At 36.0% G+C, this 26,575-nt stretch carries 31 protein-coding genes; 22 read left to right on the plus strand and 9 right to left on the minus strand.

Annotation, left to right across the window (positions count from 1 at the left end; translation table 11 throughout):
- The first annotated feature begins 86 nt into the window (after positions 1-86).
- The 3 genes from GQ47_RS01450 (at position 87) to GQ47_RS01460 (ending at position 2,799) form a co-directional block, all read left to right on the plus strand.
- A complete protein-coding gene (locus GQ47_RS01450; RefSeq protein WP_035643992.1) occupies positions 87-539 on the plus strand; it encodes an Hsp20/alpha crystallin family protein in 453 nt (150 codons plus the stop codon).
- A 72-nt stretch (positions 540-611) separates the two neighbouring features.
- On the plus strand, positions 612-1,442 hold the full coding sequence (locus GQ47_RS01455; RefSeq protein ID WP_035643994.1) for an ATP cone domain-containing protein: 831 nt from the start codon (positions 612-614) through the stop codon (positions 1,440-1,442).
- Position 1,443: 1 nt separating this feature from the next.
- The gene (locus GQ47_RS01460; protein WP_035643996.1) at positions 1,444-2,799 is read left to right on the plus strand and encodes an MBL fold metallo-hydrolase RNA specificity domain-containing protein; all 1,356 of its coding nucleotides are present in this window, start codon (positions 1,444-1,446) and stop codon (positions 2,797-2,799) included.
- Here the strand turns inward: GQ47_RS01460 and GQ47_RS01465 are convergent.
- The gene (locus GQ47_RS01465; protein ID WP_035643998.1) at positions 2,796-5,294 is read right to left on the minus strand and encodes a cation-translocating P-type ATPase; all 2,499 of its coding nucleotides are present in this window, start codon (positions 5,292-5,294) and stop codon (positions 2,796-2,798) included. The two genes, GQ47_RS01460 and GQ47_RS01465, sit on opposite strands and share 4 nt — an antisense overlap.
- 78 nt (positions 5,295-5,372) lie before the next feature.
- Entirely contained in the window at positions 5,373-5,810 is a 438-nt protein-coding gene (locus GQ47_RS01470) for an OsmC family protein (protein WP_035644000.1), read from the minus strand.
- A gap of 262 nt (positions 5,811-6,072) precedes the next feature.
- On the opposite strand from GQ47_RS01470, the gene GQ47_RS22745 reads away from it, so the two are divergent.
- The 5 genes from GQ47_RS22745 to GQ47_RS01490 all read left to right on the plus strand — a co-directional run bounded on the left by GQ47_RS22745 (position 6,073) and on the right by GQ47_RS01490 (position 9,091).
- A complete protein-coding gene (locus GQ47_RS22745) occupies positions 6,073-6,585 on the plus strand; it encodes a hypothetical protein (RefSeq protein WP_051951269.1) in 513 nt (170 codons plus the stop codon).
- A 51-nt stretch (positions 6,586-6,636) separates the two neighbouring features.
- Complete coding sequence (locus GQ47_RS01480; RefSeq protein ID WP_035644002.1) at positions 6,637-7,305, plus strand: BON domain-containing protein; 669 nt, start codon at positions 6,637-6,639, stop codon at positions 7,303-7,305.
- 196 nt (positions 7,306-7,501) lie between these two features.
- Positions 7,502-7,666 carry a hypothetical protein gene (locus GQ47_RS23555; RefSeq protein WP_193745199.1) on the plus strand — a complete coding sequence of 55 codons (165 nt, stop codon included), beginning with the start codon at positions 7,502-7,504 and terminating at the stop codon, positions 7,664-7,666.
- A 48-nt stretch (positions 7,667-7,714) separates the two neighbouring features.
- Positions 7,715-8,206 carry a hypothetical protein gene (locus tag GQ47_RS01485; protein WP_152560978.1) on the plus strand — a complete coding sequence of 164 codons (492 nt, stop codon included), beginning with the start codon at positions 7,715-7,717 and terminating at the stop codon, positions 8,204-8,206.
- Positions 8,207-8,257: 51 nt separating this feature from the next.
- A complete protein-coding gene (locus GQ47_RS01490; protein ID WP_035644005.1) occupies positions 8,258-9,091 on the plus strand; it encodes a universal stress protein in 834 nt (277 codons plus the stop codon).
- A 93-nt stretch (positions 9,092-9,184) separates the two neighbouring features.
- Here GQ47_RS01490 and GQ47_RS01495 read toward each other — a convergent pair whose 3' ends face one another.
- On the minus strand, positions 9,185-9,625 hold the full coding sequence (locus GQ47_RS01495; RefSeq protein ID WP_035644007.1) for a hypothetical protein: 441 nt from the start codon (positions 9,623-9,625) through the stop codon (positions 9,185-9,187).
- 259 nt (positions 9,626-9,884) lie between these two features.
- Here GQ47_RS01495 and GQ47_RS01500 point away from each other — a divergent pair, with 259 nt between their 5' ends.
- Entirely contained in the window at positions 9,885-10,523 is a 639-nt protein-coding gene (locus GQ47_RS01500; RefSeq protein ID WP_035644009.1) for a hypothetical protein, read from the plus strand.
- Positions 10,524-10,542: 19 nt separating this feature from the next.
- Here GQ47_RS01500 and GQ47_RS01505 read toward each other — a convergent pair whose 3' ends face one another.
- Genes GQ47_RS01505 through GQ47_RS01515 form a run of 3 tightly spaced genes read right to left on the minus strand, consistent with a single transcriptional unit; the run spans position 10,543 to position 12,684 of the window.
- The gene (locus GQ47_RS01505) at positions 10,543-11,271 is read right to left on the minus strand and encodes an LOG family protein (RefSeq protein ID WP_035644011.1); all 729 of its coding nucleotides are present in this window, start codon (positions 11,269-11,271) and stop codon (positions 10,543-10,545) included.
- A gap of 57 nt (positions 11,272-11,328) precedes the next feature.
- Positions 11,329-12,000: a BON domain-containing protein gene (locus GQ47_RS01510; RefSeq protein ID WP_035644013.1), complete on the minus strand. Its 672-nt coding sequence runs from the start codon at positions 11,998-12,000 to the stop codon at positions 11,329-11,331.
- A gap of 24 nt (positions 12,001-12,024) precedes the next feature.
- Positions 12,025-12,684 carry a BON domain-containing protein gene (locus GQ47_RS01515; RefSeq protein WP_035644015.1) on the minus strand — a complete coding sequence of 220 codons (660 nt, stop codon included), beginning with the start codon at positions 12,682-12,684 and terminating at the stop codon, positions 12,025-12,027.
- Positions 12,685-13,099: 415 nt separating this feature from the next.
- On the opposite strand from GQ47_RS01515, the gene GQ47_RS01520 reads away from it, so the two are divergent.
- From GQ47_RS01520 to GQ47_RS23560, 7 genes are all read left to right on the plus strand, one after another.
- Positions 13,100-13,501: a hypothetical protein gene (locus tag GQ47_RS01520; protein WP_035644017.1), complete on the plus strand. Its 402-nt coding sequence runs from the start codon at positions 13,100-13,102 to the stop codon at positions 13,499-13,501.
- A gap of 2 nt (positions 13,502-13,503) precedes the next feature.
- The gene (locus GQ47_RS01525) at positions 13,504-14,193 is read left to right on the plus strand and encodes a VIT1/CCC1 transporter family protein (RefSeq protein ID WP_035644019.1); all 690 of its coding nucleotides are present in this window, start codon (positions 13,504-13,506) and stop codon (positions 14,191-14,193) included.
- Between the two features lie 113 nt (positions 14,194-14,306).
- Positions 14,307-14,744 carry a thioredoxin family protein gene (locus GQ47_RS01530; protein WP_035644020.1) on the plus strand — a complete coding sequence of 146 codons (438 nt, stop codon included), beginning with the start codon at positions 14,307-14,309 and terminating at the stop codon, positions 14,742-14,744.
- A gap of 40 nt (positions 14,745-14,784) precedes the next feature.
- Positions 14,785-15,678 carry an FAD:protein FMN transferase gene (locus tag GQ47_RS01535; RefSeq protein WP_051951270.1) on the plus strand — a complete coding sequence of 298 codons (894 nt, stop codon included), beginning with the start codon at positions 14,785-14,787 and terminating at the stop codon, positions 15,676-15,678.
- On the plus strand, positions 15,675-15,908 hold the full coding sequence (locus GQ47_RS01540; RefSeq protein ID WP_035644021.1) for a DUF4266 domain-containing protein: 234 nt from the start codon (positions 15,675-15,677) through the stop codon (positions 15,906-15,908). Before GQ47_RS01535 ends, GQ47_RS01540 begins: the two co-directional genes overlap by 4 nt.
- A 17-nt stretch (positions 15,909-15,925) precedes the next feature.
- Complete coding sequence (locus tag GQ47_RS01545) at positions 15,926-17,110, plus strand: DUF3570 domain-containing protein (protein ID WP_035644023.1); 1,185 nt, start codon at positions 15,926-15,928, stop codon at positions 17,108-17,110.
- A 532-nt stretch (positions 17,111-17,642) separates the two neighbouring features.
- The gene (locus tag GQ47_RS23560) at positions 17,643-17,813 is read left to right on the plus strand and encodes a hypothetical protein (RefSeq protein ID WP_193745200.1); all 171 of its coding nucleotides are present in this window, start codon (positions 17,643-17,645) and stop codon (positions 17,811-17,813) included.
- Positions 17,814-18,129: 316 nt separating this feature from the next.
- Here GQ47_RS23560 and GQ47_RS01550 read toward each other — a convergent pair whose 3' ends face one another.
- Positions 18,130-18,876 carry an SDR family NAD(P)-dependent oxidoreductase gene (locus GQ47_RS01550; protein WP_035644025.1) on the minus strand — a complete coding sequence of 249 codons (747 nt, stop codon included), beginning with the start codon at positions 18,874-18,876 and terminating at the stop codon, positions 18,130-18,132.
- A gap of 80 nt (positions 18,877-18,956) precedes the next feature.
- Positions 18,957-19,904 carry an NADP-dependent oxidoreductase gene (locus GQ47_RS01555; protein ID WP_035644027.1) on the minus strand — a complete coding sequence of 316 codons (948 nt, stop codon included), beginning with the start codon at positions 19,902-19,904 and terminating at the stop codon, positions 18,957-18,959.
- A 102-nt stretch (positions 19,905-20,006) separates the two neighbouring features.
- Between GQ47_RS01555 and GQ47_RS01560 the strand changes: the two genes are divergently transcribed.
- Entirely contained in the window at positions 20,007-20,348 is a 342-nt protein-coding gene (locus GQ47_RS01560; RefSeq protein WP_035644029.1) for a winged helix-turn-helix transcriptional regulator, read from the plus strand.
- Positions 20,349-20,681: 333 nt separating this feature from the next.
- On the opposite strand, the gene GQ47_RS01565 is transcribed toward GQ47_RS01560, so the two are convergent.
- Positions 20,682-21,026, minus strand: a complete 345-nt coding sequence (locus GQ47_RS01565) for a winged helix-turn-helix transcriptional regulator (protein WP_035644031.1) — start codon at positions 21,024-21,026, stop codon at positions 20,682-20,684.
- A 101-nt stretch (positions 21,027-21,127) separates the two neighbouring features.
- Here GQ47_RS01565 and GQ47_RS01570 point away from each other — a divergent pair, with 101 nt between their 5' ends.
- From GQ47_RS01570 to GQ47_RS01590, 5 genes are all read left to right on the plus strand, one after another.
- Positions 21,128-21,955, plus strand: coding sequence for an SDR family oxidoreductase (locus GQ47_RS01570; protein ID WP_035644033.1), 828 nt, complete (start codon positions 21,128-21,130; stop codon positions 21,953-21,955).
- Between the two features lie 219 nt (positions 21,956-22,174).
- The gene (locus GQ47_RS01575) at positions 22,175-23,194 is read left to right on the plus strand and encodes an alpha/beta hydrolase (RefSeq protein ID WP_035644035.1); all 1,020 of its coding nucleotides are present in this window, start codon (positions 22,175-22,177) and stop codon (positions 23,192-23,194) included.
- Positions 23,195-23,268: 74 nt separating this feature from the next.
- A complete protein-coding gene (locus GQ47_RS01580) occupies positions 23,269-24,123 on the plus strand; it encodes an SDR family NAD(P)-dependent oxidoreductase (RefSeq protein ID WP_035644037.1) in 855 nt (284 codons plus the stop codon).
- A 17-nt stretch (positions 24,124-24,140) separates the two neighbouring features.
- A complete protein-coding gene (locus GQ47_RS01585) occupies positions 24,141-24,974 on the plus strand; it encodes an SDR family NAD(P)-dependent oxidoreductase (RefSeq protein WP_035644039.1) in 834 nt (277 codons plus the stop codon).
- A 42-nt stretch (positions 24,975-25,016) separates the two neighbouring features.
- Positions 25,017-25,931 carry a helix-turn-helix domain-containing protein gene (locus GQ47_RS01590; protein ID WP_035644041.1) on the plus strand — a complete coding sequence of 305 codons (915 nt, stop codon included), beginning with the start codon at positions 25,017-25,019 and terminating at the stop codon, positions 25,929-25,931.
- The last annotated feature ends 644 nt before the right edge of the window (positions 25,932-26,575 follow it).

Raw genomic sequence — 26,575 nt, forward strand, 5'->3', positions numbered from 1 at the left:
AGTGATTACTCTCATTCTTCAAACCGCCAATACGTTGTATTTTTGAGTAATTCATTTCAGAATGTTTAACTTAAATTTATTACACCATGACAACACTTGTTCCAACAAAGAAGAAAAATAGCAACGGCCTTGGCATTTTTGAAGATTTTTTTACCGATCGTTTTCTTGATATTCCATCTTTTTTTGCATTTGCGAATCAAAATGGTGCATCGATGCCTCAGGCAAATATCATTGAAAACAATGCTGATTTTGAAATTGAAATCGCTGCGCCAGGTCTTACAAGTAAAGACTTTAAGGCTGAAATAAAAAATGGCGTTTTGAACATTAGTGCGCAAAAAGAAGAGGAATCTGAACAGGAAGATAAAAATTTTAGAAAAAAAGAATTTTCCTTTACCTCTTTCAGCCGCTCTTTTGTACTGCCTGAAAATATAGCAGAAGATAAAATCGATGCTAAATATAATAACGGGGTCCTAAAACTGACCCTTCCTAAAAAGAAAAGCAGTCCCGAAAAACCGGTGCAGCAAATTGCAATTAACTGACTCTGAATCGGGATGTCCCACATACCATCCCGATTTTTAGCATCAAGCCCATTGAGAACCAAACCGCCTGTTATGAAAGTTATAAAACACTCAGGACATGTTGTTCCATTCGACAAACAAAAATTAAAGCGTTCGCTTCAAAAATCCGGCGCCAGCCCAGAACTTATAGAACAGACTTTACAGATTATCGAAAATCAGCTGTATGAGGGCATCAGTACAAAAGAAATATACAAACTGGCTTTTGCAATCTTAAAAAAAGCCTCAAACGGCCATGCGGCACGCTACAACCTTCGTCATGCCCTCCAGCTTCTTGGCCCCGATGGCTTTTTCTTTGAAAAATTCATTTCCAGATTATATCAGGCAGAAGACTATGACACCAAAACAAACCTGACCCTTCAGGGCAAATGCGTATCGCATGAGGTGGACATTGCACTTAAAAAAAACAATACGGTCTGGATGGCTGAATGCAAATTCCACAGCAGCAGGGAGAGTGCCTCCGATGTGAAGGTTCCCATGTATATTCTCTCACGATTTAATGATCTTAAAGCACTTCAGCATACTATCTTCTCGGGCAGGGAAACTTTTACCTCCTGCCTGTTGGTAACTAATAACCGTTTTACAAAAGATGCCGAAACTTTTGCACTATGCTCGGGCATCAGTCTTTTGAGCTGGGACTTTCCCAAAGACAACGGAATTAAAAACAAAATTGACAAAGGAATGCTTTATCCGATAACCTGCCTGACAACCCTTTCACTGGTTGAAAAAGAAAAACTGCTGATTCTGAACCAGCTGTTGGTCAAGGATGTTTTAAATGATTCAAAGAGTCTTTCAAAAATCGGACTGAGCGAAAACCGGATCAGAAATGTATTAAAAGAGGCTTCACAAATTTGTAACTTTATATAAAATGAAAATAAAATTTATAGGAGGTGCAGGAACCGTGACAGGTTCAAAAACCCTCATAGAAAGTAATGGTACACGAATTTTGGTTGACTGCGGTCTTTTTCAGGGCCTCAAAGCGCTTCGTGAACTCAATTGGGAGCCTCTGCCCGTTCCTGCTTCTACTATCGACATCGTGTTGCTCACCCATGGCCATCTGGATCATTGCGGCTGGCTACCGCGGCTTGTTGATCAAGGATTTAAAGGAAAAATCTATTGCACCGCTCCCACTAAGGCAGTTGCAGAGCTTGTACTTCTGGACAGCGCCAAAATACAGCAGGAAGAAGCTGAAAGGGCCAACAGGGAGCATTATTCAAAACATAATCCCGCAGAACCGCTCTACACCTTGCAGCAGGCAGCGTCAGTTTTTCCGCTCTTTAAAGTCGTCCATACCAATGAATCCATAGTTATAACCAATGAAATAGATGCTGTTTTTTCCAATGCCGGACATATAATCGGAGCCTGCAGCATAAGCGTAAAATTGGAAGGTAAAACATTGATCTTCTCCGGCGATATTGGCCGCGATGACGATGTTTTGATGTATGCTCCGCAAAAGCCAACTCAAGGGGATTATCTCTTTCTGGAAAGCACCTATGGCAACCGCATTCATCCGAATCTTGATCCAAAGAAGGAACTGGAAAAATTCATCAATGATACCATAAAGCAAAAAGGAACTGTTATCATCCCTGGATTCGCGGTAGAACGGGCCCAGTCAATTATGTATCTCTTGTGGGAGCTTAAAAAAGAAGGCCGTATTCCAAATGTACCCTATATACTGGATACTCCGATGGGCACAAGCGTATTGAATATTTTTTTAGAAAACCTGAAATGGCACAAGCTCTCCGCCGATGACTGCCATCAGATGTGTGGCATGTTCAGGATAGTTTCTGAATTTGAGCAGACCATGCGTATTATTGAGGATCCATCACCAAAAGTCGTTTTAGCGGCAAGCGGTATGGCTACTGGCGGGCGTGTATTGTCCTACTTTGAACATTATTTGGGCATTGAGAAAAATACTGTTATAATTGTTGGTTATCAGGCCGAAGGCACTCGCGGAAGAAAGCTCCTGGATGGAGCGGATGAAATCAAAATATATGGAAATTATTATTCAGTCAAAGCCAAAATAGTACAGATAGAAGGCCTGTCGGCTCATGCAGACCAAAAAGGTCTTATCAGCTGGCTCTCAGATCTTAAAAATCCTCCCAAATTCATTTATCTGGTTCATGGCGAGAATCAGCCCGCAGATGAACTGCGCATTAAAATTAAAGAACAATATGGATATTACTGCAGGGTTGCTTTAATGGGCAGTGAAATAGAGATTTAAACGAATGTGTTTCTAAGGTATTTCAATGCCTCAATCCACAATACTGACAATGCTCCAATGGCCACACAGACTAAAGTCTGAAAAAATGATATGAGTTCAAAATCAAAAAGAGAACGCAAAAATGGTATTGTAAAAAGCAGTACGACAATCAATATTGTTATGCTTATTATAACAGCCACCAGCGGATTATTAAACTTCAGTATTGTAAAAAGTGAATACTGAAAAGATCTGTTGACAAGGGTGAGAAGAATATTGGCCGTAATTAAAACCAGAAAAACCATGCTTCTCGTACATTTTTCGCCTAAATTCATTTCTACAGAAAATTGATAGATTAACAATGCTCCCACAGTTATCATCATTCCTTGAAAAAAACTGGCCATAATCTCTTTGCTATTAAAAAAAGTTGTTCTCGGTGGACGTGGCTTTTCTTGCATAATGTTATCTTCAGCTGGTTCGTTTTCATACAATATGGAACAGGTCGGCCCCATCACAAGTTCAAGGAGAATGACGTGTATAGGATTTAAGATATTAGGATAGACCCATCCCAGAGCAAGCGGAACAAAAACAATCATTATAATAGGTATGTGTATTGATATAATATAACGTATCGCTTTTTTTAGATTGACATAAATTTTTCGTCCCATTGCTACAGCTTCTACCATTTTTGAAAGGTCGTCCTCAGCAAGTATGAGAGAAGCTGCTTCTTTTGCTATAGCTGTGCCTTTTTTCCCCATTGCAATGCCAATATGCGCCGCTTTAAGCGACGGTCCGTCATTAACGCCGTCTCCGGTCATTGCAACAATCTGCCCCTTTGCTTTCAAAGCATTGACAATTCGCAATTTGGCATCTGGAAACATCCGGCTGAAAACATTGATATCCATAACGCTGCTTTGCAGCTCTGAATCGCGCATTTCCATAAGTTCTTTACCAGTAATGGATTTTTCATAACCCCTAAATTCGATCTGCTTCGCAATTGATGCTGTCGTTCCGGCATTGTCCCCGGTAATGATTTTGACTGAAATACCTGCATCATAAAAGGATTTAAGCACTTCTCGAATATTATCTTTTGGAGGATCGTAAAAAGCAATCAAGCCTTTGAAGGCAAATGAAATTTCCTGCTGCTTAGCCGGATAATCAGATCCCTGCAGATCGCCCTTGGCGACACCAAGCACTCTATAACCTTTTTGGGTCAGTTTATCAAGCGCTGCGATAATTCTTTTATATTCCGGAGATGAAAGACCACAGACTTCCAAAATTGCTTCAGGCGCACCTTTTGCCGCAATAATCCGGGTGCCTGAACTATTTTCAAAAACATGGGTCATCATTGGCGGGGTGCCAGACAAAGGGTATTCATGAACCATTTTAAAATCTGCTCGCCAATCTTGATCTGTACTTTTTTTATATGCATTATGAAGTGCGGCCTCCATCGGGTCAAATGCAATAGGCTCGCTTGCCCACATTGCATTTCTTATCAGGCTGCGCGAAGCTTCTGTTTCAGAAAAAGCCGTAGCAGTTATCTCTAATCCTGAAGGAAGATATAATGCTGCAAGCTCCATTTTATTCTGGGTGATTGTTCCTGTTTTGTCTGTACAGATAACTGTCGCACTTCCTAGGGTTTCAACAGTTTTCATCTGTTTGACTATTATGCCCTTTTTCATCATTCTTTGTGCTCCCAAAGCCATAAAAGCTGTAAAAGCAACCGGAATTTCCTCAGGCAGTATGCTCATCGCCAAAGTTAGCGACATCAATAAGCTTTTCTCCAAACTGCCTATTTTTGAATAATTGAGTATCCATACCAAAATAAATACAAAGGCTCCGGCTATAACCATTTTTTTTACAAAACCGTCAATCTGCATTTCAAGAGGTGTTTTCTCCTCTTTTATAGTTTCTATGCTTGATCCTATTCTGCCTAATCTGGTCTGGAGACCAATATTTGTTACTCTGACAAATGCCAGTCCGCTGGCAACTATAGTTCCTGAAAATACTTTATTATCTTCTGTTTCCGAGCTTTTGAAAACAGCCATAGACTCACCTGTTAATATAGACTCATCTATAGAAAAATCATTTGAACGCATTATATTGCCGTCAGCCGGAACTAAACTTCCTTCTTCAATAATAATTACATCCCCAAGTACAATATCCTGTACAGGTATCCTTTGCCGTTCGCCCTGACGAACAACCTCATATGCCGGTTGCGTAAATTCTTGAAGTTTCTTTAAGGCATTTCGGCTTCTTCTATCCTGATAAATCGATATGCCTGCAATAAGCAAAATCGAAATCGAAAGAAGAACGGCATCACTATATTGCTGATTGGTGTAATAGATTCCAGAGGCCACAAGCAGTAAAAGGATCATTGGTTCTGAAAAAATACTTTTTAAAAATAAATAAAAATTATTCTGTTTTTTATAATCTAGTTTGTTCAGACCATACTTTTTTCTGCTCTCAGCAACTTCTTCGGAGCTCAATCCTTCTAATTCCTCTTCTTTTAAATCCATACTAATTATTAAAATTAAGATTCGCTCAAAAACGTTTGCAGAATATCTTTTAGGCCATAGACTAATTCAAATCTGATTCTATCCCAAAACTACAGAAGGGAATATATGTATTCTGATCTTTAAAGCATTCAGTACAAGGCTGTGATCTCTGCATAATGAAAAAATCTTTAGTGCTTTATTGATCTGGCTGCTTTTAATAATAACGATTGTGGGCCTTATCAGGATATCAGTAATCTCAGAAACATCATCCGAAATAGTAAAAGATGCCCTTCCGGTGCTTTTGAAGCTTTTGTAATCAATACCCTTATTTTTAGCTGTTCTTAAATATGCTGTCATGTACGAACCTAAAATAGAAGCAATAAAAAGATGCTCGGCCGTCCATGTGTCTTTTTTAGAATGGCTGAGGCACCAATTTTCCGTTATTTGAATTTTATCGTCGAAAAGCAGTGAACTCGCTTCTGCATTTTGATCCTCTTTCCAGTGAAGATCTACTTGATATTCCTCTGACGTTTCCATAATGTTCTTACTTATGATTTAATTTTATGGAATATGTAATTACGCTACTAAATTAAGCATACTATTATTAAAACTACATGACAATCATCACATTATACAAAGTTTTTAAAAAATTCATCTGACTAAAATCATTTTTAACAATGATTAATATCATTTCTTTTTTCAAATTTTTAAGGCAATTTTACCATATAAAACTCATTGAAAGAAGCTCTGAATTTTATTTTCTACACCCAAGAAAAATTAATCACCAAAATCAACAGTCATGAAAAATCATAAATTATTTGTAGCGCATTTTGAAACCCAGCAACAGGCTGAGGATGCCATAATAAGGCTTAAAAAACACGGTTACGATATTACAAAACTATCACTGATTGGAACAGACTGCTATACCGAGCAGAATGTTATGGGATATTACAGTATTTATGACCAGATGGAAAAATGGAGCTCCATAGGGCTGTTTGCAGTCGGACTGACTTCAGTCATATTTGGCACATTGTTCTTCTTTAATCTGGGAGCAAGCCTGCCTATCGTAAAAATGCCAATAATCTATGCCTGTATCGCTGTATTAATTTCGGCCGCGATTCCACTGATTGTCATCTCGTTTTCAAAAGACAAGACCATTGAGTACAAAACTGAAATCAGGGCTCATAAATTTATGCTCTGCGCCGAGGAGCCCGCTGCTAAAATCGAAAAAATGCAGACCGTGCTCCACGTACACATTCCCAAAGAGAACTCTCTTTCTGAGAAAGAAAATCAGGTACTGCTGGAAAATTGATTAAAACAGATCAAGGAACTTTATTAATTAACTGAGTTAAATAGGAATAAAATGAAAACAAATGAAGAATTGCAGAAAGATGTGCAGAATGCCATCAAATGGGAACCGCAGCTTCATGCTGCGGAAATTGGGGTAACAGCCAAGGACGGCATCGTAACTCTTATGGGAACTGTAGATGCTTATTTCAAGAAAATCGAAGCGGAAAATGCTGCCAAAAATGTAGATGGGGTAAAAGCAATTGTCGAAGAAATTAATGTGAGATATTCCAACAGCCAGAAATCGGATACCGATATCGCTAATGATGTAATTAAATCTTTAATTGACTGCTGGTCAGTTCCAAATGAAAAATTAAAGGTAAAAGTGGAAGACGGATGGATTACTCTTGAAGGATATCTCACCTGGAATTATCAAAAAGAAGCCGCCGAAAAAGCAATTGCATATTTACCTGGAGTCAAAGGAATTAATAATGAGATCAAAATCAAATCCGAAATTCAGGATCATATTGAGAAAAAAGATGTTGAAAGAGCTTTAAAAAGCAACTGGACACTTCATTCCCAAGAAATCCTGGTTCGTGTAGAAGGCACAAAAGTTATTTTGACAGGTGCCGTTTCTTCATTGTTCCAAAAAGACCTCGCCGAAAAGACTGCGTGGAAAACACCTGGTGTTTGGTCAGTGGACAACCAGCTGGTTGTGGAACACAAATATGCAACTATAATCTAGTCAGAAAAAAATCTAATTGCAATTGCAACAGTCATTGAATCGCTAAACAATTTTAGAAGCCTGATTCAAAAGAAAATCTATAAGGAAACTAATCTTAAATAATTACTATTAGTTTTTTCGGATCTGCAAATTTTGGTACATAGAATATTACATTGAATCAAATCTGCAAAATTATAAAAATTAAATTTTTAATAACATGGAACCAAGCTGGATTATTTTAGCCTTTTCAGGATTAATAGTTTTAGTAGTCATGATTTTTGTGTTTATCCAAAATGCAAAAGACCAAAAGAAATACGAAGAAGATTTAAACAAGCCTTTATATCCTTATGAAGAGGAATCCGAAGTTGATGATGTGAAATAAAAATTAATTTAATGTAGCTGTTTATTATAACTTAAAATAATTAAGTACATGAAAAAAGCCTTAATTTATACTATTTTCTTAAGTACAACTGCCTTGATACTATTAAACCGTTATACTGCATTATACATTAATAATTCTATTGTGCATTTTATTATTCTTTATGCCTGTGCTCTTTCTTTGTTTTTCATAATAGGCCGCTTTATGGGTAAACTAAAAAGTTTAAAATCAAGAATCGTCACTTCTCTTTTTGTTGCGCTGTCATGTTTTATAAAAGCTTTCCTCACATGGGGCGGAGACTGGAAAACACAAAATATTTTGTATCAAAACATAAACAACCCTCATAAAACTATAGAATTCCAAATGAGAGGCGATCGTTTTTCATTTGGATATAAAAAACGCATTGTAAAACGCACTAAATTATTTCCTGCCTTTGACTGGACCACCGATATAGATACCGCGGCTATCAATGCCAAAGAATGGAAAAAGAACCAAATCTACGTAAACGAAATGAAATTTCATTCCCAAAACACAGTAGACTAATCACCTGTCTTTTGGCACCTTAATTACTTTCTTATCTTAAATTTTATAATTATGAAAAAAATACTAGTAACAACAGACCTCTCCATTAATTCAAAGACAGCCCTGCGTTTTGCTATACAGCTTGCATCACAGACTCCTTGTGAACTGTTTTTTTATCATGTGGATTCCGCCTATATAATAGATCCGTTTGCAGGGGCAACATTTGTTGATATACCTCCGGCCGACACTAAAATACAGCAGAAAGAACTTGTGAAATTTGTAAACACGCTCTATAAACAAACCGGAAAAATTCCCGGAAAAATAAACTTTATCGTAGAAAACAGGCTTGATATAAGCAGCGCAGTAATAGAATCCGCTGTAAAAGTTAAAGCGGATTACATATGTATCGGAACACGTGGAGGCGGATTGATCAATAAACTGCTGGGCAGCCATGCATCCCGAATTTTAAGTGAATCTCCAGTTCCCATTTTTGTAGTACCCCGACATTACCGTGTCAAACCTTTAAAATCGATCCTCTACCCTTCTGACGTGGAAAATTTTTCTCATGAGATTCATCTGATTAAGAAGTTCGGAGCATTATTTGACGCTCGAATCTCAGTATATCACTATGACTATTTTACCAATGAACAGCAGATCAAAAATAAACTACATGCCATTGAGCAAAAATTTCAGAGCGATAAAATCAGTTTTAATTTTAAAAAACTTTCTTCAGATAAATCTTTATTCAGGAGTCTTCAAATTGATATTATAAGTACGAAACCCTCGATCGTCGTTATGTTTGCCAAAGAAGACCGGACTTGGTTTGAACAGCTCCTGCAATCTGTTAAAACAGCCGAAAAAGGATTTGATACCAGGACACCAATGCTGGTTTACAGAAGAGAATAAAAAAGCAGACCATCAGTATTGATGGTCTGCTTTTCTTTTTTGAAATTAGTTATGTCTGCATTTTAATCGGTTGAGGCTGATCGTTGTCAAATTTTACGGCACTTGATAAGTATTAAATTCGCACAGAGCTGCTTCAAGTTTAATTTTTTCCTGCAGATAATCGACCCTTAAAGAATCTAATGTATGACTTACGCCTTGGTCAAAATGATCCGTATTGGCCGCATACTCTTTTATATACTTAACTTTCTTGTTGAATTCTCGCAGATGGTAGTTAGCATTCAACACATTATTTTTAGTCTTCCCAATCATCTCATGGTGATCAGCCTCAAATTCAATAGCCGTTTCTGCCGCAGCAATTAAGCTGTCGGCTTCTCTGTTGAAAGAAAACCATTTTCTAAGGGTCTGCTGTTCAATATTTGCAGTCTTAATCGAATCCTCACTGATTTCACCTTCGGCAGAATTTACATCTATTTTCTCCTGACAGCAATACATCAGTGCTGCTGCCAGTCCCACTATGCTCCATTTTGTTTTCATACTTTTATTGACTTAAAATGTTGGTTTTATTTTTTGTTCATTTATTATTTTTTCCAAAATGTTGGCCTCGGTCCATCGAGGACTTAACATCCGCTGGTAATGCTATATAACGCTGCAGGCTGATAAACAATATCAAAAGCCATTTTGAGACAGATTTAAATCATATTTTAGAAAGTAAAATCTTGTTTAAAGTGACGAAAGTCATATTTCATTTTTTGGGATATCGATAACTTTACTTTGCATTTTAATTGCCATCCTAATGAAAACAGCTCCATACATTATCGCATTTTCCTCCCTTATATTGATTCAGTGTTCAAGCAGCAGGATCATCAGCTCTTATGTATCGCCACAGGAGATAAATCTTGAAAAAGGAAAAATTATAGTGGCAGCATTGGCAAAAGAATCGGATTATGAGCTGCAGAAAAAAATGGAAAATCATTTGGCTGATGATTTATGCAATCTGGGCTATAATGCGGTGTGCTATACTGATCTTTCCGATTTAAGCGCTTCCAATATCCAGAATGAAAAACTTATTTTAAAAAAACTGCAGCAGGCTGGTGCAGATGCGGTATTGACTATTGTCCTGCTTAGCCATGACAAAGAAAAATATCATGTCCCTGCCAGTATGTATGGCATTACAGATCAATACAGTTACAGTCGTTTTTATCCATATTATGCAGCCATTTACAGTAAAATTTATCAGGAAGGCTATTATATAAATGATACATCATACTTTTGGGAAAGCAATTTATATAGTATGCCTGATCAAAACCTGGTCTATTCTGTTCGTACAGAGTCCTTTAATCCTTCAAGTATTTCAAGTCTGGCGCATCAATATGGCAGATTGATAATACAGGATATGTTTGCAAAAAAAGTGATCAAAAATCTGAAGAAATAATTTTTTTGATATACCGAAGTCATAACCTACTGAAACATTCCTTGTTATTAAACTGAAATTTTGGCTTAAGTCCGTAACGCTTGATGCTATGCTCAATAATAAAAAGTCTTGCCTGCTCAATATCGTCCGTTACAATAAAAAGCTTTAAGTCAGCTTCATTTATAGTCCCTTTTTCTTTCAATGAATTGATATGCTCAATGAGCTGCTTATGGTATTGGGTATTGAATATGATGATCGGAAAATTTCTGATCTTGCCTGTTTGAATCAGTGTCAAGGATTCAAAAAATTCATCCAAAGTCCCAATGCCTCCGGGCATTACAATAAAGGCAAAGGAATACTTGACCAAAAGTATCTTGCGCACAAAAAAATGCTTTGCCTCTACCCATTTATCAAGGTAAGAATTGGGGCTCTGATCAATGGGAAGCTTAATGTTGCAGCCAACGGATTTTCCGCCGGCTTCTCTGGCTCCACGATTTGCGGCTTCCATTAAACCCGGACCGCCGCCGGTCATAATGGTAAATCCAAGCTTGGCATATTCACCAGCCGCCTGTCTGGTAAATTCGTAATAAGGATGACTTTCATTAAAACGTGCCGACCCGAAAAAAGTGATGCAGGGGCCAATTGAACGAAGCTTGCCAAAACATCTTGCCAGTTCCAGCAAAGTTGAAACGATAAATTTCAGCTCTGCAAATCTTGACTGAGGGCCATCCAAAAATTTAATTTCCGCCTTTTCATTTTGATTGATCATAATCTTTAATTTAAATTCTGAAGATTATTTGACTGTCTTGTTGCAGTCTTTTCGATTCTAACATAAATAAGGCTGTTCCAAATCTACTTTTAAATGATTTACGACTTTTATTACGCCAGGAGTCTTGTAAGCAATCCTTTCAGCTTCCTCCTTTTGAAAAATGGAACCCACCGTACCGGAAAGCTGAACGGTTGCCCCGGCAACCTGAATGTCTATTTCATCCATATCAAAAGCCCAATGTCTGCGAAGCGCTTTTTCCAGAATTTCCTTTTCAGCCTGATCATAAAGTTCCCTTTTTAGTTTTATATTATTTGTAACATCTCTTACTCCTGATTGGTTTCTAATAATATCCAGGGCAGTCTCCCTTTGAAAGTTCCAGGGCACAATTCCTTCCGCTGTTACATTTCCGTTCTCGACGGTCAGACTAATTGTATTTTGTGGGACAACCAGATTTTCTTTCAGCTTTTTTACAATTTTTGCTGCAATATCCTGATCGGAAAGAACCAGAGACTTGTCAAGCTTCACTTCAATTTCATCTACAATTGCCGCCACTCCCTTGATTTTTTTTGCAGCATGCAATGCCTCGGTTTTCTTTATCAGGTTATCCACTATCCCATTAAGGGTAACAATACCTTCTTTGACAGCGACACCAATTTCGGCGGCATGAAGCATTGGTTCGAACTTCATTGCTTCCTGTATTTCCTGCTGTAATGCTTCATTGTTTTTCATAACTTTAAATTTTTATTATCCATTTCAGTTAAACTCCACCAAAAGTTCATTATCCACAAAGCAGACTCCGGGTGTATTCCAGGCAATTCTCTCTGCTTCTTCTTTTTCGAAAAGCGAGTCAACAATTCCGCTCAAAAAGATTGTCTTTCCATCTACTCTGACTTTGATGTTATCGACATCCAAGAGCCAGCTGTGGCGCAGCGCCTTTTCAACAATTTCTTTCTCAATTTCATTTTTGATCTCAGCTTCTATTTTGATCTCATCAATAACACCCCTCACTCCATTAAGATAGCGGATTGCTTCATCAGCTGCTTTTCTTTGGAAATTCCAGTGTAAGATTCCTTTCAGAGTAACCCAGCCGTCTTTTACTGTAATTGTTAATCTATGGTTTGGGACTGCCCAGTTTTCCTTTAGGGTTTTAATGACTAAATCTGTTATCTCCTTGTCACTTCTAATATCTGATGTAAACAAATCAACTTTTACATTATTAACCACATCCCTAACCCCTGGAATTTTTTTAACAACATGTTCCGCTTCCTTTTTCTGAGCATAGGTATCTACAGTCCCTCCCAGATCAACTGCACCTTCGTTGACATGCACATCAATTTCAGTACTATGTAAAATAGGCTCCCATTTTAGGGCTTCTTTTACTTCTTTTCTTAAAATGTCATTATTCTTTTTCATGGCGCTTTTTAGTTTAAAAAATTAATTCAGTGCTGCAGATCAAACCTCTACAGCAAACCTCCTGTTTGTGATAAAACAAAATTGATTAAAGAATACGGGGAAAAAAATGATGTACATCAATCTCAAAAATGACCTGAATCATTATTGGAATTGTTACTTTTTTTTTACCACAAAAAGTTAACACGGTTCTTTAATTTTTTGGAAATTCTAAGTTTTAGTCAAAATCTTAGCACAACGAATTATAAAAGCAGAAATTCACCTAAAGAATAATCAAAGAGATCAAAATACTAATAAGCAACATGCTGTAATTGAATGCTAAACAAAAAATAGAAAATAAAAATTTAGAATCATTCTAATGCAATTGCTCTAAAACGGAAGGTATTTTGAGTTAAATTTACTTGGAAAAAAGATTGAAATGAATGTCATTGATAAAGAGCTCTTAGAAGGCACACTTAAAAACATTGATAAAAAAATTGACCGGCTAAACAATCAAAAAATAACAGCTTTCTTTGAATCGCTGGCGTTAGACAAGAGAAATGATATTAGCAAGGACTATCTGAATTGGGAAAATATACTGATAATGGTTCCCAGCCGCAGTATTTTGAATGAAGTAATAAAATATAAAGACTTAATATCACGGATTTCTTTTATAACAAATCCAAATGCAGTAGAAATTCATATTTATGATTTCAATGATTGGAAAAAAAGCACCAAGAATAAAACAAAATTTCAAATTAGGGAATTGCTGAAAACAAATTTTGGAGGTACCGAAAAAATCGCTGAAAAGCGTGACTGGGTTAAACTGTTATTCAAATAAAAATGCACGTAGAAAACCATTTCATCAATAGAAGCGGCTGGTTAAGGGCAGCGGTCCTTGGAGCTAATGACGGGATTTTATCCACTACCAGTTTAGCAATCGGCGTGGCTGCCGCCAGTGTTTCTAGAGAACCAATTTTGCTGGCATCAGTCGCAGGGCTGGTTGCTGGTGCACTTTCAATGGCTGCTGGTGAATACGTATCGGTAAGTTCTCAATCTGATATTGAGACGGCAGATTTAAAAAGAGAAAAAAAGGCGCTTGAAAACCTGCCGGAGGAAGAACTGGAAGAACTAACGGATATTTATATTCAAAGAGGATTAAATAAAGAATTAGCCCGACAGGTTGCCGTCGAATTAACAGCTCATGATGCACTTGGAACCCATTCAAGAGATGAACTCGGCATTAATGAAATAACGCAGGCCAATCCGCTTATGGCTGCTTTTGCATCAGCAATATCTTTTACCATCGGAGGATTATTACCGCTCTTGGTAGCCATTTTCGCTCCTATAAAGCAAATGGTCTTTTATCAATATGGGTTTTCAATTGTATTCCTTGCATTTTCCGGCTTTTTAGCTGCACAGGCAGGAGGTTCAAAAATATTTACCGCAGTTCTTCGTATTTGTATCTGGGGAACTTTTGCAATGGTGATGTCAGCATTGGTAGGTTATATCTTTGGTGTTCAGACCTCATAAGATAGAATGTGCTTTTTAACTAATTAAAAAATTAATTCAATCTTAAGCAATAAAAGAAAATAAGACCACTAACAATCCGTTATTTCGTAAATATCTAAAAACTAAACTCTGAAATGAAGCTCATTAGCCTGTTCCTTTTATTAACAACAGCAATTACCATAAACTGGGAACCTGATTTTAATAATGCTAAAAAAATTGCAAAGGAAAAACACGAATTGATTCTATTGAACTTCTCCGGCTCAGACTGGTGCGGTCCATGTATAGTAACACGTAGAGACTATTTTGAAAGTGAAGTTTTTACTGCCATGGCCAATGAAAATCTAGTACTGGTTAATGCTGATTTTCCAAGAAAAAAGAAAAACATTGGAACTCCTGAGCAGGTTAAACGAAACGAAGATTTAGCAGAAATTTATAATAAAGACGGAAGTTTTCCTTTAACACTTCTTTTGGATGCTGATGGCAAAGTAATCAAAACCTGGCATGGAAAACCAGAAACTACTCCTGAACAATGGACTGCCGAAATAAAAGCGATCTGTGACAGCCGAAAATAACATATTACACAAAAAAAAATATTCGCAATCCCTGAAACTCATGGGGAACAACTTTACTATAACAGTTGTTGCTGAAAATGAAAAAGTTGCAAATGAATATATCAATCTGGCTATTGAAGAAATCAGACGGATTGAAAAACTTTTAACTACCTATAAAGAGGACAGCCAAACCAATCTGATTAACGAAAATGCAGGAATCAAGCCTGTCAAAGTAGATTTGGAAGTTTTTAATCTTATCGAAAGATCTATGGGAATTTCGAAAATTACACAGGGAGCATTTGACATTTCGTATGGAAGCATTGACAAAAATTTATGGAATTTTGACAAATCCATGACTAAATTACCAGATGCCGAAACAGCATTAAAAATGGTATATCTCATTGATTATCGAAATATTATCCTTGATAGAGAAAACACAACCGTCTTTTTAAAAGAAAAAGGAATGCGTATTGGTTTTGGAGGTATCGGAAAAGGATATGCCGCAGAAATGGCAAAGCAGATTCTTATAAAACATAATGTACAAAGCGGTATTATTAATGCCAGCGGAGATCTTTGCGCATGGGGACTGCAACCGAACGGTAAAAAATGGACAATAGGTGTGGCTAATCCTGATGCGCCAAATGCGGCATTTTCGTTTATGGAAATATCCAATAAAGCAGTGGCAACATCAGGCAACTATGAAAAATTCGTGACCATTAACGGAAAAAAATATTCGCATACCATTGATCCAAAAACAGGACTCCCGATAACAGGAATAAAAAGCGTCACCATTATCTCCTCAAATGCAGAATTTGCAGATGCAATGGCAACTCCAATTGCGGTTATGGGAATTAAAGCAGGCTTGTTTTTAATAGATCAGATTCCTGATTTATACTGCATAATAATTGATGACAATAATAAAATTTACACATCCAAAAACATCCGTCTAAAATGAAAAAGCCAAAGCAAAAAATTCTCGTATTGTTATGCAGTACTGCTCTTGCCGGCCTGCAGCTTACCTCCTGCACTTCGGTTAAGGAATACCAAAAGGGGAAACTCAACGATTCTGAAATGGTGCTTTCTAACAGGAAAATCGAAAAAACGGAACTTAGTTTCCAATCCTACCGTGAAGGAGCTTCCGGGGCGAATTCAGGAAAAAGTGGTGGTGGCTGCGGTTGTAACTAATTTTCATACTATAAAAAATGAAAAGAATATTCATAACAGGATTTGCTTTATTGGCATTATTTCAGACAAGGGCGCAAAATGTTCCCACCGATTCTACCAGTTATAAAAGCAAAAAATTAAAATTGGAAGAAGTTAATCTAGTTTCGAGCTATTATAAACAAGATGGAGATAATTCAGCCGTTACGGGCGGAATTGGTTCTGAACATTTAACCGATATTGCAAACACGATCGATGTTAAACTGGTAAAGTACGGCGAAACCGGAATCAAACATACTTTTGATATAGAAGCCGGAATTGATCATTATACCTCCGCGTCGTCAGATATGATTGATTTGAGTGCGAATTCATCTGCTTCTTCATCTGATAACAGATTTTATCCTTCATTGACTTATTTAAGAGAAAATGAAGAAAAAGGAAGAACCTATGTCTTTGGGATTTCATCATCAACCGAGTTTGATTATCAGTCTTTTGGAGGAAATATTGCTTTCTCGCAAAAAACAAAAGACAAGAACGGGGAATTTACCGCTAAATTCCAAACTTATATTGATCAGCTTAAATTAATTGAACCCATTGAACTCCGTACACCAGGAAACGAAGGGTATGATAGTGCCAACAGAAACACTTTTGCCGGAACTTTAAGTTACTCACAGGTGGTAAACAAAAATCTGCAGGTGATAATCGTAGGTGATGTTATCAGCCAAAACGGATATTTAAGCCTCCCTTTTCACAGGGTATATTTTACTGATGGGTCTGTTCATCAGGAGAAAATGCCTGATACTAGACTTAAAATTCCACTGGGAATAAGAGCGAGTTATTTCTTTAGTGATAATGTGATTATCCGCGCTTATTATAGATATTATACAGACGACTGGAGCCTGAAAGCACATACTGCTGATCTGGAGATTCCTGTAAAATTAACTCAGGCATTTTCATTGAGCCCTTTTTATAGGTATTATACCCAAAGTGGAACCAAGTATTTCAAACCTTACGGCGAACATACTGCAGCCGATGAATTCTATACCAGCAACTATGATTTATCAAAGTTTGACAGCAGTTTCTTTGGAATGGGAATGAAATTTACTCCTCCAAACGGTATATTTGGTTTAAAACACTGGAACACTCTAGAAATACGCTATGGTCATTATACCAGAACCACTAATATGACTTCTGATATTATCTCCATTAATATAAAATATAAATAGTCAAAGTTAAAAAACGCCAGCATCAAGTACATTCCTATCCTAAACAAATTTTGCTATATATTTTCTAAAAAGATTTATATAATTTTAAATATTATTTGAATCAAATTCTTGCAATAATAAATCAAATAATCTTATAGATTTTAATCTAATAAATATTCTTTAGAGATTCAATTATATTTTAAAAATAGCCTTTTTAACATTTAACCTCTACGATACATACAAACCGCTTCCTAACAAAAATTCAAAATAATTATCTTACAAATTCACTTGAAAATAAGCCAATTTCTTTAAATCATTCATAAAATGATTTGTAAATTGTTCAGTGAGGGTCACTCTTAAAAAAAAGTTAAAACGAGAGTTTTAGCTTTTTTTTTGGCCTTTTTGATTTGATTTAACCCACTTTAACCTATAAATATTAACGGTTTGTAAATCCAGTTAAGTTAACTCTACAGTACACAAACCATCTTTAAAACTCTGTAAACATTGACATTACAAAAAACCATTGCCTTCATCTTAACATTAATTTAAGTTTATGGAAATTGAAGAAGAAAAATATAGAGGAAAAATTACGCCTAAAAAAGCTCAAAAAATACTTAGCGATGAAGGAAAGAATGTTACTCTGGAAGAAGCAGAAGAGATTTTAGAATTTCTACAAAAAATCGCATATGTTCAAGTAAGAAAATCTCTAAACAAAAAAGATTAAGATATGTAATCCAAAAATTGGACTTGATTCTTTTTGCCATAAAAAGCTGTCGAAAGATGCAATATAAACAGAGTATTAATTTGAATTGGATGCAGAATCGGTGCATTTAATTTAAAGTACAAATCAAGACACTGAATAATTGCTAATTATAAGCTTAAGTTCATATCATTACTACATCAAAAACTGTCTGAGCTATTATGAATCAGATACTATATGAACTGAAAAACCTCTAAAATCACTTGATTTTAGAGGTCCATAATTTAACTTGAAATAAGTAGCTTAAACTATTGTAGTATCCTCAGCTATCTTTCACTATTTATGCTGATATTCCCCCATCTATAGTAAAACTACTTCCTGTAATATAACCGGATTCTGGTCCAGCTAAAAAATTAACCAATCCTGCTACTTCTTCCGGTTTACCAAAACGTTTAAGAGGAATTGCATTGATGAAAGCTTCTCTAATAGCCTCATCACCAGGTAACATGTCTGTATCTATTGCACCAGGTTCAACTGTATTTACAGTAATATTTCTTGGCGCTAAATCCCATGCAAGTCCTCTTGTATAAGCTCCGATTGCTGCTTTAGTAGCAATGTAATCCGACATGTAAGGACTACCAATACGTTTTGCTCCCACTGAACCGATACTAACAATCCTTCCACCATCCGGCATATATTTAATAACCGTACGAACAGCTTCAGATACAGCCCTTATATTAACATCGATCTGACGGTCGTATTCATCGGTTCTTTCTGATGCTGTTTCTAATGGTCCTTTTATTGAAATTGCAGCATTATTAACTAAAATATCTATTTTTCCATATTTCAATGCAATCTCATCAATTGATTTTTCTAAAGCCCCCTTAATTGAGCTATCTACTTTGATAGCCAATGATTCACCTCCTGATTCTTTTATTCCTTTTACTATACTTTCTGCTGTTTCTTCGGAACTTACATAACTGAAGATAACATTTGCTCCTTCAGATGCCAAGCGTTTCACAATTGCTGCACCCATGCCGCGTGTACCACCAGTAACAAATACTGTTTTACCTTTTAGTGTTGACATTACATATTTTTTTTAATGATTAATAATTAATTATGTGAGTTAATAATTGGTTGTAAAATATTTGGAAATGGTATAAGATATTAATCCATTACAATGACAATCTTCCCTTGTGTGTGTCCTTTTTCAATTTCAAAATGTGCTTTTGCTATATCCCTCCATGAAAAAACCTTTGCTATATGGGGAACTAATTTTCCTTCTTCTAAAAGTTTTGCAACGAATTTCATATCTTGTCCATTAAATGATACCATATTATAAAATGCATTAATATATAAGGATTTTGCTTTCAGATTTTCCTCTTGTGTTATATTTGACCAGAGACTAATTAGGCTTCCGCCTGGCTTTACTATTTCCATACTTCTCATAATATGCCCATCTTTTTTCACAGCCTCAATAGCCAGATCAATATCTTTTTTCATAATATTCTCAAAAGGACCAAGTTGGTAATCAATGAACTCATCAGCCCCCAAATTCATTAAGAAATCTTTTTTAGAACCTGATGCTAAAGCAATCACATGCGCACCAAAGTATTTAGCGAACTGGACAGCAAAATGACCTACTCCCCCTCCAGCTGCCGTGATAAATACACGGTCATTTTTTTTTATTCCTACTTTATTGATTGGTTGCAAAGCAGTAAGTGCTGCCAATGAAGCAGCTGCAGCCTCTTCATAAGTACTATTTTTTGGTTTAATAGCCAATTGGGAGTTCGGTGCTGCAACATATTCTGCATATGTTCTACCAATATATGGATGTTTAAGTACTCCAAAAACATCATCTCCAATTTGCATATCAGTAACTTTAGCTCCTATTTGAACTATCTGGCCAGAAACATCCCAGCCTAAAATCAATGGAGACTCTTCGCCGAATATCCAACTGACGCTTTTATTTTCTCTAACAATAGCATCAGCCGGATTTATACTTACAGCCTTTACTTTTATTAATACTTCATCGTCTTTAATAGCTGGAACAGTAACAGACTCAAAAGTAAAATTTTCAACTCCACCCTGCTCTTTCAGTACAATCGCTTTCATAATATATTGAGTAATTGATTATTTGTGTTTTATTTGAGTGCAAAGTTATTTCCAATTAGCCTAACTTTGCATTTAGTATAATCGATGTTACTAAAATGAGACATGGCAAAATCTGATAAAATAGATCAACAAGAGGCTGCAAAAGCATTAGCAGATACCATTTATGTTATTGGTGGTAAATGGAAACTGCCAATTCTTCATTCCATTTGCAGTGGCAATATAAGGTTTAAGGATATTGAAGAAAGCATTCCCGGACTTAGTCATAGAATGCTGTCCAAAAACTTGAAAGAACTGGAACAAAATAAACTAATTACCCGGGTAATGTCTGACGAAACGCTTTTCTTTGAATATCACTTTACAGAATATTCAAGAGAATATGGTGATTTAATGTTGAAGATGATAGAATGGGGTAAATCACATCGGGAAAAGATAATTCAATCTTAATAAATTTTTATAGAATTTTTTTATCAGTAAGTTAAAATTGGCATAGCCCAGAATTGCTGATGTGTTTTTTCGATTTTGATCTTCAAAAATTCAAAAAAGGATAATCAGTATAAACTCATACATCACCCATTCCAAACAAAGTATGATAGTCTGAAATTGTATTTAAGTTTAGCTTTTTTACTCTAGTGGAATAATCAGGATTGGCTAATAATTTGTTTTAAAGTCAATTAAATCGGCTAAAGTATTTGGAAGTAATTTCCTGTCTTTTTTTTGAAGGGGGGTATTTCCTCTTAAGAAGTTCATCTTTTTTGAAGCAGACAAGTGCATTTAAAATTATTTCATCTTCATTCTTCCCCTGTGCTGCTTTCCCCACTGCTCCATTGATTCCAGTACTTCGGTTAAACTGTGACAATATACCGTTAGCGTGTATTCAATTCGTGCTGGATAATCATCATAGACTTTTCGCGAAATCAGCTCGTTTTCCTCCAGATGCCTTAATTCTTTTGACAAGACCCGGTTTGTTATTTTAGGTATAGAAGAGAGAATTTCATTGAATCTCTTATTTCCATGATAAATAGAAATAATTATCGGCAGTTTCCATTTACCGCCAATAACATATTGCGTGTCTTGTACAAACTTGATTTTATCTTCGAAATTCAATTCTTCTCTAATGCCCATTTAAGTATCCTTTTGTATACAAGTATCAAATGTATATCTTTTATAGATAATTTTGATATTTATAAGCAACAATTAAACATATAACATTAAAAAAAAGAAAAATGGAAACAAATAGTAAAGTCTGGTTTATAACAGGTGCTTCTAATGGCTTTGGTTTAACATTAGTAAAACAATTGTTGGAACGAGGAGATAAAGTTGCAGCAACTTCCAGAAACAAGGCCAGTATTGAAGAAAAAACTGGCAAGAACGCTAATCTTCTTGCAATTACGGTGGATATAACTAACGACGATGAAGTGAAAAGAGCAATTGAGCAAACTGTAAAAACATTCGGCAAAATTGATGTTGCCGTTAACAATGCCGGCTACATGCTTCTTGGCGCACAAGAAGAAGTTTCAGCAAAAGAATTTCAGGATTCTGTTGGGGTAAATATAATTGCCTATCAAAACGTAATCAGAAACGTAATGCCTTACTTCCGCAAACAAAAAAGTGGGCATTTTTTCAATTTTGCATCTTCGGCCGGCTATTCAGCCGATGCTTGCGCTGGGAGTTACAACGCTGTTAAATCTGCTGTTATAGGCTTCTCAGAAGCTTTAGCAAAGGAAACCGGGCCATTTAATGTAAAAGTTACTATTGTTTCTCCAGGACTTTTTAGAACAAATTTCTTAGGTGCGTTCCCGACAGCTCAAAAAACTATTGAAGTTTATGGCACGCAGCATTTAGTTGATGCGATGAATAAATTTAACGGTAATCAGCCAGGAGATCCTGAAAAACTGGTTAAGGTATTAATTAATACTGCAGGGAAAGATAATGCTCCGCTTCATTTAATCATGGGTACAGATTCTTATGATAGAGCCATTAAATATTACGAATCCCAGATTGAAAACCTAAAAAAGCTAAAAGAACTAAGCTGCTCAACAAATTTTGAGTAAATTCCTGTATATGAACACAATCCTAAGAGATTTGGATACAGCCGGCCCGTTCATATTTCCCAATTTTGCATTATAATTTAGAAGGGATAATTATCAGGTAACTTGGAACATATGATGATAATTACAGAAGAAAGAATTAATCTATAAAAAATGCGCAAAATAAATCAATTTTTTCGGAGCAATAATTTGAAATATAATACTCTAAAAGTAATTATTGCCATGTTTGTCTCCACTGCCGGATTTTCCCAAAATAAACTAAATAATAATTTAAAAAGCAATAAAATGAGCAATCATCAAAATGTCCTGGCTGTTGATTACGGACAGCTGAAAGAAGGAAAAAACAGACTATACTTCATGAGCCAAGGTTATAAATTGGCGGGGGACTTGTATCTTCCTAAAGATTTTAATTCCAATAAGAAATATCCAACAGTTATATATACTCGTGTTGGTACGCAGGTAAAAGAGCAGACAGGTGCAACCTACGGAAATAAACTTGCGGCAAAAGGTTATGCTTTCTTTGTCTTTGATCCCAAAAATTTTGGAGACAGCGAGGGAGAAGTCAGAAATTATGAATCCATTCACAATATGGTTCCAAACACTACAGATGCAATAAGTTTTTTAAGGACTTTAACTTTTGTAGACAGGGATAAATTTTATGGTCTGGGAGCCTGCGCAGGAGCTCCTTACATCTGCAATGTTGCCATTGGGGATGCTCGTATTAAAGCAGTAGCGACGTTGGTTGGTAATTTTGATGCCGCAGCTAGTTTGTTTGGTGCTTACCCGAAGGAAATTCTTGATAAAATGCTGCAAACTGCGGCAGAAGCAAAACAGAAATATTATGAAACGGGCGAATATGAGATGGCGCCTATTTTCGGCGGGATGCCTTTGCCTCCACCAGACACAGCCTCTAAAGCAATGAAAGACGCATATGGATATTATTTTCTTAGAGCAGGACAAGATAAATGCCCAAACTATACTACGAATTATCCCACAATAGGCCTTCCTGTTGATCCTTCAAGAGTATTTATGAACCAGGCAAAATTTTTTACTACACCTTTTTTAGTTATTGCGGGCAGTGAAGCCTTTACACATGACATGGATAGAGAAGTTTACGAAATGGCGGCAGGGGAAAAAGAATGGATGGATATCGAAGGTGCCTCGCATATGGACTTATATGACAATGATAAATACCTTGATCCTGCAATGGATAAGGTTGATGATTTTTTTAAAAAATACTAGGCAAGATTCCCCATAGGATTGTGTAAAGAACAATCCTATGGTTTTAAAGTGTATTGAACGAAATAATAATCGGAATGGAAAATCAGAAAGTATGGTTTGTCACAGGCGCATCCAAAGGACTGGGACTGACTTTAATTAAACTTCTACTGGCAGGTAATAATAAAGTTGTGGCAACGTCAAGGAATGCGCAAGAAATAGAATTACTGTTAGGGCAGCGTGAAAATCTTTTGGCTCTTACCGTAAATCTTGCGGATAATGATAGCGTAAGAAATGCTGTAGACCAGGCGGTAAATACATTCGGCCATATTGATGTGGCTGTAAATAATGCCGGCTACACCTTATACGGAAGTGTTGAGGCGATGACGGATTTAGAGTTTCGGCAAATGATGGATATTAACTTCTTTGGAGCTGTCAATGTTATAAGAAATATTATGCCATATTTTAGGAAACAACAGTCCGGGCATATGATTAATATTTCATCAATTGCAGGCTACAAAGGTTTTGGTAATTCACCGGCGTATGCGTCCTCAAAATTTGCCGTAATCGGTCTCTCGGAAGCATTGGCTGAAGAGGCTGCAATATTCAATGTAAAAGTAACTGTCGTTGCCCCCGGATTTTTTAGAACGGATTTTTTGAATAAGGGTTCTGACATGGTCTGTAAAAATCCCATACCTGAATACCAGACTGAAACACTGGTAAGAAGATTAAAGAATATGAATGGCTCGCAAACCGGCGACCCTGAAAAAATGGCCAAAGCACTCATTGAAATCTCAAACATGCAAAATCCTCCTTTACATCTTTTAATGGGGCCGGATGCATTTCAAATTGTAAGTGAAAAACGGCAGGCAGAAAATCAAGAATTTGAAACATGGAAACCCATAACTTTTTCAACCAACATCGAAGTCAGTCAAAGTGAATCAATACTTTGAAAAATAATTAAAAAACTATGAACAATCAAAAAATATGGTTTGTAACAGGTGCTTCCAAAGGAATGGGACTGCTGCTTACCAAATTGTTATTAGATAAAGGACATAAAGTTGCGGCAACATCAAGAAGTTTAGATTCGTTAAAGAAAAACGTCGGTATACAAAACCATCATTTCCTTCCTATTGAATTAGATATCACCAATAGTGATGATGTCAAACAGGCAATTGATCTAACCATCAGCTACTTCGGAGGTTTAGATGTCGCTGTCAATAATGCAGGATTTTCATATATTGGTAGTCTGGAAGAACTGACAGACGCCGAATTCAGGACAGCCCTGGATGTAAATTTATTCGGAACCGTAAACGTAATTAGGGCTTCAATGGCTCACTTTAGAAGACACAAGTCCGGCCGCATAATTAATATAGCTTCTGCTGCCGGATATATTGCCGGTCCGAATATAGGAAGTTATGTTGCTTCCAAATTTGCAATAGTTGGTCTCACAGAGGCACTGGCTATGGAATCTGCACATCTAAACATCAAGCCTACAGTAGTATTACCCGGTTCTTTCAGAACCAATTTTTTAGGTGAAGATTCTTTAAATTATGCTAAAGACCCAATTGATGAATATCAGAGTTCCAATACATATAAGAGTTATGCAGAAAGAGCAGGAAAACAACCCGGCGATCCAAAAAAACTGGCTGCCGAATTAGTGAATCTGGCAGATATGGAAAACCCTCCCGTTCATTTAATTTTAGGTCCCGACAGCTTTAAAATGATAATGGATAAAAGGGAACGTGATTTAAATGAATTTGAATCTTTCAAAGAAATATCATTATCTACAGATTTACAGTAAGTTCCCAATATAAAAAATATGTTTATCAAATAACGTGCAAATATGAAAACGGAAAAGCCCTATAATATAAAATCAATATCAGAATATCATACCTTGTTAGGTATTGGAAAACCACAGCATCCCTTGATCAGTTTGATCAACCATGAAGATATTAAGAATTTAACTGACGAAAGACTTAAAAATAAAACCTATGAATTCTACACGATAAGCAGGAAGATAAATTATGAGGGCACAATGAAATACGGACAGCATTTCTATGATTTTCAGGAAGGGGCAATGGTGTTTCATGGACCTAATCAGGTGATTGTTTCTCAACTGGCGGACAATGTAAATTTACAGGGCTGGACACTGCTGATACATCCCGACTTCATAAGAACATATCCACTTTCATTGAAAATTTCTCAGTTTGGTTTTTTTTCATATGCAATAAATGAAGCTTTACATCTATCCGAAACAGAATCAATTACTATAGAAGATGTCATGAACACTATTCGTAAAGAATACAGTTCTTCTATAGATATTTACAGTCAGGATATACTGATTTCACAAATTGAGATGCTGCTGAACTACTGTAATCGATTTTATAACCGACAGTTTATAACACGTAAAGCGGCAAATAGCGACCTGCTGATCAGCTTTGAAAAGCTGTTATCTGATTATTTTCAAAGTGAAAATCTTACCTTAAAAGGGATACCTTCGGTTCAATACTTTTCAAGCGAATTAAATATGTCAGCTAATTATCTTGCTGATATGCTAAGGAGCCTTACAGGTCAAAGCACACAGCAGCATATTCATGAAAAACTAATTGAAAAAGCAAAAGAAATTCTGACTTCTACAAATATGACCGCTAGTGAGATAGCCTATGAATTGGGTTTTGAATATCCTCAGTCATTTAGCAAATTATTTAAGAAAAAGACCGGCTTTACCCCTCTAGAATTTCGTCAATCATTTAACTAGTAAATTTATTTACTGATTAATTGTGACATCACGGTACGCATTCTGACAATGGAGTAGATAGCTTTTCTGTGACTATACATCAGAACTTTTAATTTATTAATCGCAAATATTTAGTATTTTTAAGTTTTGTACATGATTTTATATTGAAAAAGTAAAACTTGGATTTGGTGTAGAATCGGTGCACAAAGGTTCAACACCTAAATCAAAATGGAATATACAGCGGTTTCAACCTTAAAGTTCGAATCCTGCTCTCCTCATCCCTTAGTAAATACACATAATTCCTAATAATTAGATTAAAGCGGTTTAAAACTCTAATATCCCAACCAAATTTTGATTTGAATATTCTCCAAATTATTATATAATTTTACTAAAAACTAACTCGTTCTCATTAGATACCACCAAATTTTATTTTAGGGAATTTTATAAAAATCTATAATATCTTAATAAATTAAAATATAAATAGGTTTTAACATTTTTTAACGTTTAACCCCTACGATACATACAAACCGATTCTAAGTAAAAATTTAAAATAATTATCTTACAAATTCACTTGAAAATAAGCTAATTTCTTTAAATCGTTCATAAAATGGTTTGTAAATTGTTCAGTAAGGGTCACTCTTAAAAAAACGTTAAAACATAAGTTT

The organism is Flavobacterium sp. ASV13 (assembly GCF_000745775.1).
GTDB lineage: Bacteria > Bacteroidota > Bacteroidia > Flavobacteriales > Flavobacteriaceae > Flavobacterium.

Bases quoted from the DNA above. Each gene is read 5' to 3' on its own strand.
- GQ47_RS01470 (WP_035644000.1), bottom strand. From the start codon at position 5,810: ATGGAAACGTCAGAGGAATATCAAGTAGATCTTCACTGGAAAGAGGAT.
- GQ47_RS01545 (WP_035644023.1), top strand. From the start codon at position 15,926: ATGAAAAGAATATTCATAACAGGATTTGCTTTATTGGCATTATTTCAG.
- GQ47_RS01580 (WP_035644037.1), top strand. From the start codon at position 23,269: ATGGAAAATCAGAAAGTATGGTTTGTCACAGGCGCATCCAAAGGACTG.
- GQ47_RS01530 (WP_035644020.1), top strand. From the start codon at position 14,307: ATGAAGCTCATTAGCCTGTTCCTTTTATTAACAACAGCAATTACCATA.
- GQ47_RS01550 (WP_035644025.1), bottom strand. From the start codon at position 18,876: ATGTCAACACTAAAAGGTAAAACAGTATTTGTTACTGGTGGTACACGC.
- GQ47_RS01450 (WP_035643992.1), top strand. From the start codon at position 87: ATGACAACACTTGTTCCAACAAAGAAGAAAAATAGCAACGGCCTTGGC.
- GQ47_RS01585 (WP_035644039.1), top strand. From the start codon at position 24,141: ATGAACAATCAAAAAATATGGTTTGTAACAGGTGCTTCCAAAGGAATG.
- GQ47_RS01455 (WP_035643994.1), top strand. From the start codon at position 612: ATGAAAGTTATAAAACACTCAGGACATGTTGTTCCATTCGACAAACAA.
- GQ47_RS01485 (WP_152560978.1), top strand. From the start codon at position 7,715: ATGAAAAAAGCCTTAATTTATACTATTTTCTTAAGTACAACTGCCTTG.
- GQ47_RS01560 (WP_035644029.1), top strand. From the start codon at position 20,007: ATGGCAAAATCTGATAAAATAGATCAACAAGAGGCTGCAAAAGCATTA.
- GQ47_RS01555 (WP_035644027.1), bottom strand. From the start codon at position 19,904: ATGAAAGCGATTGTACTGAAAGAGCAGGGTGGAGTTGAAAATTTTACT.
- GQ47_RS01500 (WP_035644009.1), top strand. From the start codon at position 9,885: ATGAAAACAGCTCCATACATTATCGCATTTTCCTCCCTTATATTGATT.
- GQ47_RS01480 (WP_035644002.1), top strand. From the start codon at position 6,637: ATGAAAACAAATGAAGAATTGCAGAAAGATGTGCAGAATGCCATCAAA.
- GQ47_RS01570 (WP_035644033.1), top strand. From the start codon at position 21,128: ATGGAAACAAATAGTAAAGTCTGGTTTATAACAGGTGCTTCTAATGGC.
- GQ47_RS01505 (WP_035644011.1), bottom strand. From the start codon at position 11,271: ATGATCAATCAAAATGAAAAGGCGGAAATTAAATTTTTGGATGGCCCT.
- GQ47_RS01590 (WP_035644041.1), top strand. From the start codon at position 25,017: ATGAAAACGGAAAAGCCCTATAATATAAAATCAATATCAGAATATCAT.
- GQ47_RS22745 (WP_051951269.1), top strand. From the start codon at position 6,073: ATGAAAAATCATAAATTATTTGTAGCGCATTTTGAAACCCAGCAACAG.
- GQ47_RS01525 (WP_035644019.1), top strand. From the start codon at position 13,504: ATGCACGTAGAAAACCATTTCATCAATAGAAGCGGCTGGTTAAGGGCA.
- GQ47_RS01535 (WP_051951270.1), top strand. From the start codon at position 14,785: ATGGGGAACAACTTTACTATAACAGTTGTTGCTGAAAATGAAAAAGTT.
- GQ47_RS01565 (WP_035644031.1), bottom strand. From the start codon at position 21,026: ATGGGCATTAGAGAAGAATTGAATTTCGAAGATAAAATCAAGTTTGTA.
- GQ47_RS01495 (WP_035644007.1), bottom strand. From the start codon at position 9,625: ATGAAAACAAAATGGAGCATAGTGGGACTGGCAGCAGCACTGATGTAT.
- GQ47_RS01540 (WP_035644021.1), top strand. From the start codon at position 15,675: ATGAAAAAGCCAAAGCAAAAAATTCTCGTATTGTTATGCAGTACTGCT.
- GQ47_RS01510 (WP_035644013.1), bottom strand. From the start codon at position 12,000: ATGAAAAACAATGAAGCATTACAGCAGGAAATACAGGAAGCAATGAAG.
- GQ47_RS01460 (WP_035643996.1), top strand. From the start codon at position 1,444: ATGAAAATAAAATTTATAGGAGGTGCAGGAACCGTGACAGGTTCAAAA.
- GQ47_RS23560 (WP_193745200.1), top strand. From the start codon at position 17,643: ATGGAAATTGAAGAAGAAAAATATAGAGGAAAAATTACGCCTAAAAAA.
- GQ47_RS01465 (WP_035643998.1), bottom strand. From the start codon at position 5,294: ATGGATTTAAAAGAAGAGGAATTAGAAGGATTGAGCTCCGAAGAAGTT.
- GQ47_RS01490 (WP_035644005.1), top strand. From the start codon at position 8,258: ATGAAAAAAATACTAGTAACAACAGACCTCTCCATTAATTCAAAGACA.
- GQ47_RS01520 (WP_035644017.1), top strand. From the start codon at position 13,100: ATGAATGTCATTGATAAAGAGCTCTTAGAAGGCACACTTAAAAACATT.
- GQ47_RS23555 (WP_193745199.1), top strand. From the start codon at position 7,502: ATGGAACCAAGCTGGATTATTTTAGCCTTTTCAGGATTAATAGTTTTA.
- GQ47_RS01575 (WP_035644035.1), top strand. From the start codon at position 22,175: ATGTTTGTCTCCACTGCCGGATTTTCCCAAAATAAACTAAATAATAAT.
- GQ47_RS01515 (WP_035644015.1), bottom strand. From the start codon at position 12,684: ATGAAAAAGAATAATGACATTTTAAGAAAAGAAGTAAAAGAAGCCCTA.